The following is a 4,373-nucleotide window of genomic DNA, read 5'->3' on the forward strand; positions in this document are numbered from 1 at the left end:
GGGGTCAGCGGCGCTTTCAGGAAGGAGAGCCGGTCAGAACGATGCCGCCAGCAGATTTAGTTTCAACTTCTTTACGCTTGACGATCACGCGATCATGCAATGGACGAATATTCATTGATAACTCTCCTTTGAGAAAGTCCGTATCTGTTATGGGTGACGCCTCGAGCCATGGTCTTACTCCATCCAGAAAAACAGGTATGGAGAAATTATAGAGAGTCGCGGCAAAAACCGTCAGGCAGGATCCGCTAATCTTATGGACAAAAATGCTAATGCTTTGCAAAGTGTGACGCTGTGCAAATATTCAATGTGGACATTCCAGCCATAGTTATAGACACTTCTGTTACTTAATTTTATCGCCTGAACTGTACGCTTTTGTTACAAAGCGCTTTTCACAAGCGGGGTTGATACGTGCTTTCATCAAGCGCAAAGTCTTGCGGAGACGGAAGCTCTGTCGTCCTGGTCGATATGGACAATTTGTTTCTTCTCTGAACATCGGGGGGTAGAGAAATCATGGCTGAAACGCAAAATGATCCGCTATTGCCGGGATATTCATTTAATGCCCATCTGGTCGCCGGGCTGACGCCAATTGAAGCGAATGGATATCTGGATTTTTTTATCGATCGTCCGTTGGGCATGAAGGGATATATTCTTAACCTGACCATCCGCGGAGAGGGCGTCATTAATAATAATGGCGAGCAGTTTGTCTGTCGGCCTGGCGATATATTATTGTTTCCGCCGGGCGAGATTCATCACTATGGACGGCATCCGGACGCCAGCGAGTGGTATCACCAGTGGGTTTATTTCCGGCCTCGCGCCTACTGGCAGGAGTGGCTGACCTGGCCGACAATCTTTGCCCAGACAGGATTTTTCCGCCCGGACGAGGCGCGCCAGCCGCATTTCAGCGAACTGTTCGGGCAGATCATCAGCGCCGGGCAAGGGGAAGGTCGCTATTCTGAGCTACTGGCGATCAATCTGCTGGAGCAGTTGTTGCTCAGACGTATGGCGGTAATTAATGAGTCGTTGCACCCGCCGATGGATAGCCGTGTGCGCGATGCCTGCCAGTATATCAGCGACCATCTGGCGGACAGCCATTTTGATATCGCCAGCGTCGCCCAGCATGTCTGCCTGTCGCCCTCCCGGTTATCACATCTGTTCCGCCAGCAGTTAGGCATTAGCGTATTGAGCTGGCGCGAAGATCAGCGTATCAGCCAGGCGAAACTTCTGCTTAGCACTACGCGAATGCCGATAGCGACCGTTGGGCGCAATGTTGGATTTGACGATCAGCTCTATTTTTCGCGGGTATTTAAAAAATGCACCGGGGCAAGTCCTAGCGAGTTCAGGGCCGGATGTGAATAAAAAGTGAATGATGTGTCCACAAAGATGTCATAAGCCGTAACTATTCGAATTTCTGCCATTCATCCGCTTATTATCACTTATTCAGGCGTAGCAACCAGGCGTTTAAGGGCACCAATAACTGCCTTAAAAAAATTACGCCCCGCCCTGCCACTCATCGCAGTACTGTTGTAATTCATTAAGCATTCTGCCGACATGGAAGCCATCACAAACGGCATGATGAACCTGAATCGCCAGCGGCATCAGCACCTTGTCGCCTTGCGTATAATATTTGCCCATGGTGAAAACGGGGGCGAAGAAGTTGTCCATATTGGCCACGTTTAAATCAAAACTGGTGAAACTCACCCAGGGATTGGCTGAGACGAAAAACATATTCTCAATAAACCCTTTAGGGAAATAGGCCAGGTTTTCACCGTAACACGCCACATCTTGCGAATATATGTGTAGAAACTGCCGGAAATCGTCGTGGTATTCACTCCAGAGCGATGAAAACGTTTCAGTTTGCTCATGGAAAACGGTGTAACAAGGGTGAACACTATCCCATATCACCAGCTCACCGTCTTTCATTGCCATACGGAATTCCGGATGAGCATTCATCAGGCGGGCAAGAATGTGAATAAAGGCCGGATAAAACTTGTGCTTATTTTTCTTTACGGTCTTTAAAAAGGCCGTAATATCCAGCTGAACGGTCTGGTTATAGGTACATTGAGCAACTGACTGAAATGCCTCAAAATGTTCTTTACGATGCCATTGGGATATATCAACGGTGGTATATCCAGTGATTTTTTTCTCCATTTTAGCTTCCTTAGCTCCTGAAAATCTCGATAACTCAAAAAATACGCCCGGTAGTGATCTTATTTCATTATGGTGAAAGTTGGAACCTCTTACGTGCCGATCAACGTCTCATTTTCGCCAAAAGTTGGCCCAGGGCTTCCCGGTATCAACAGGGACACCAGGATTTATTTATTCTGCGAAGTGATCTTCCGTCACAGGTATTTATTCGGCGCAAAGTGCGTCGGGTGATGCTGCCAACTTACTGATTTAGTGTATGATGGTGTTTTTGAGGTGCTCCAGTGGCTTCTGTTTCTATCAGCTGTCCCTCCTGTTCAGCTACTGACGGGGTGGTGCGTAACGGCAAAAGCACCGCCGGACATCAGCGCTATCTCTGCTCTCACTGCCGTAAAACATGGCAACTGCAGTTCACTTACACCGCTTCTCAACCCGGTACGCACCAGAAAATCATTGATATGGCCATGAATGGCGTTGGATGCCGGGCAACAGCCCGCATTATGGGCGTTGGCCTCAACACGATTTTACGTCACTTAAAAAACTCAGGCCGCAGTCGGTAACCTCGCGCATACAGCCGGGCAGTGACGTCATCGTCTGCGCGGAAATGGACGAACAGTGGGGCTATGTCGGGGCTAAATCGCGCCAGCGCTGGCTGTTTTACGCGTATGACAGTCTCCGGAAGACGGTTGTTGCGCACGTATTCGGTGAACGCACTATGGCGACGCTGGGGCGTCTTATGAGCCTGCTGTCACCCTTTGACGTGGTGATATGGATGACGGATGGCTGGCCGCTGTATGAATCCCGCCTGAAGGGAAAGCTGCACGTAATCAGCAAGCGATATACGCAGCGAATTGAGCGGCATAACCTGAATCTGAGGCAGCACCTGGCACGGCTGGGACGGAAGTCGCTGTCGTTCTCAAAATCGGTGGAGCTGCATGACAAAGTCATCGGGCATTATCTGAACATAAAACACTATCAATAAGTTGGAGTCATTACCCAGGAAGCGAATAAAATATCTTTTTCTACAGGTGATGATTTAAGTTTTATTAAAGGGAAAAATATTGTCATCTTTGGTGGGAACAGTGGTATTGGATTGGAAATACAAAAGGAGGCAATTTTATTAGGCGCAAATGTTGAAGTTGCAAGTCGTTCTTTCAATAATGTTGATATTGCTAATATCGAGAATATAGAACACTTCCTTAATAATGTTAATGAAAAGTTGGGATCAATAGATTATATAATAAATACAGCTGGTGTTTTGATAAAGAAACCAATTGATGCACTTACATTTAATGAAGTGAATTCTCTAATAGGCATTAATTATGTTGGCGCTGTTAATATAGCTATCGCTGCAAAAAAATATTTAAAAAAATCTTCAGGGATGCTATTGAATTTTACATCAAGTTCGTATACTCGTGGACGTTCTTATTATGCTCTTTATTCATCTTCGAAGGCTGCAATTGTAAACTTTACCCAAGCAATTGCAGAAGAATGGACCTCAGACAACATAAAAGTTAATTGTATTAATCCAGAAAGAACTGCAACACCGATGAGAACATCGAATTTTGGCGTTGAACCAAGCGACTTGCTTCTTGACCCCAAAGATGTTGCCCTTACAAGCCTTAAAGTGTTAGGCTCAAACAGAACAGGGCTTATTGTTGATATCCGTAAAGATGGAAGATGATTTGTAATTGATAGAGAATTATACGGGTGTTAATTAACCGGTGGGCAATTAACAAACGCTATATCACAGGTAGTGGCTAATAATCATTTTACAGATAGTAATCATAAATGATTAATCATTAAAGTTAATAAGTAAACAAAAATGATTAGTACTATAAATTTCATTATGCTACTACCTTATTTAAATTATGTTTATTTATCATGGCCTAATATAACATGTAATTATCAATGTTTTACTTATAACATGACTGTTTTTGAGTTTTAGTTATTTTAATAAACGATCTGTAATTTAATATTCTTAACAAAAAATGGATGAATGTATATTTCATTTAGGTTTTCCATAAAGCATTATAAATTTATTTTTTACAAGATTTTACTACATTTTTTATTAAGAATAAGATTTTAAATAGCATTGCTCCAGATAAATTGCACCAATAGTTATTGGTTTGTGTTTTTATAATTGTTAAAGATAAACCTGCTGGTCTTGTTAATAACATTTATAAAATATTAAACCCTGTGAGATATCATAAATAAATAGATGTTAATAT

4 protein-coding genes and 1 pseudogene are annotated in these 4,373 nt (G+C 43.5%); 3 read left to right on the forward strand and 2 right to left on the reverse strand.

Annotated features, from left to right (window positions below):
- Positions 1 to 19 precede the first annotated feature (19 nt).
- A pseudogene (locus tag AB0M56_RS50295) lies at positions 20 to 115 on the reverse strand (co-chaperone GroES); the annotation flags it as partial.
- A gap of 395 nt (positions 116 to 510) precedes the next feature.
- Between AB0M56_RS50295 and araC the strand changes: the two are divergent.
- Entirely contained in the window at positions 511 to 1,356 is an 846-nt protein-coding gene (gene araC / locus AB0M56_RS50300) for an arabinose operon transcriptional regulator AraC (protein WP_000852387.1), read from the forward strand.
- A 132-nt stretch (positions 1,357 to 1,488) separates the two neighbouring features.
- Here araC and AB0M56_RS50305 read toward each other — a convergent pair whose 3' ends face one another.
- Positions 1,489 to 2,148, reverse strand: a complete 660-nt coding sequence (locus AB0M56_RS50305) for a type A-1 chloramphenicol O-acetyltransferase (protein WP_000412211.1) — start codon at positions 2,146 to 2,148, stop codon at positions 1,489 to 1,491.
- A gap of 278 nt (positions 2,149 to 2,426) precedes the next feature.
- Between AB0M56_RS50305 and AB0M56_RS50310 the strand changes: the two genes are divergently transcribed.
- Together AB0M56_RS50310 and AB0M56_RS50315 are read left to right on the forward strand one after the other, a co-directional pair.
- Positions 2,427 to 3,124, forward strand: a protein-coding gene (locus AB0M56_RS50310) for an IS1-like element IS1A family transposase (protein ID WP_094096600.1) whose coding sequence is annotated in 2 segments (ribosomal slippage) — positions 2,427 to 2,676 and positions 2,676 to 3,124 — 699 coding nt in all. Because the reading frame shifts where the segments join, the coding sequence is not laid out codon by codon here.
- Between the two features lie 84 nt (positions 3,125 to 3,208).
- Complete coding sequence (locus tag AB0M56_RS50315; protein WP_072094256.1) at positions 3,209 to 3,826, forward strand: SDR family oxidoreductase; 618 nt, start codon at positions 3,209 to 3,211, stop codon at positions 3,824 to 3,826.
- Positions 3,827 to 4,373: the final 547 nt, after the last annotated feature.

This window comes from Amycolatopsis sp. NPDC051372 (assembly GCF_040682095.1).
In the GTDB taxonomy this organism is placed as follows: domain Bacteria; phylum Actinomycetota; class Actinomycetes; order Mycobacteriales; family Pseudonocardiaceae; genus Amycolatopsis.

Bases quoted from the DNA above. Each gene is read 5' to 3' on its own strand.
- araC (WP_000852387.1), top strand. From the start codon at position 511: ATGGCTGAAACGCAAAATGATCCGCTATTGCCGGGATATTCATTTAAT.
- AB0M56_RS50305 (WP_000412211.1), bottom strand. From the start codon at position 2,148: ATGGAGAAAAAAATCACTGGATATACCACCGTTGATATATCCCAATGG.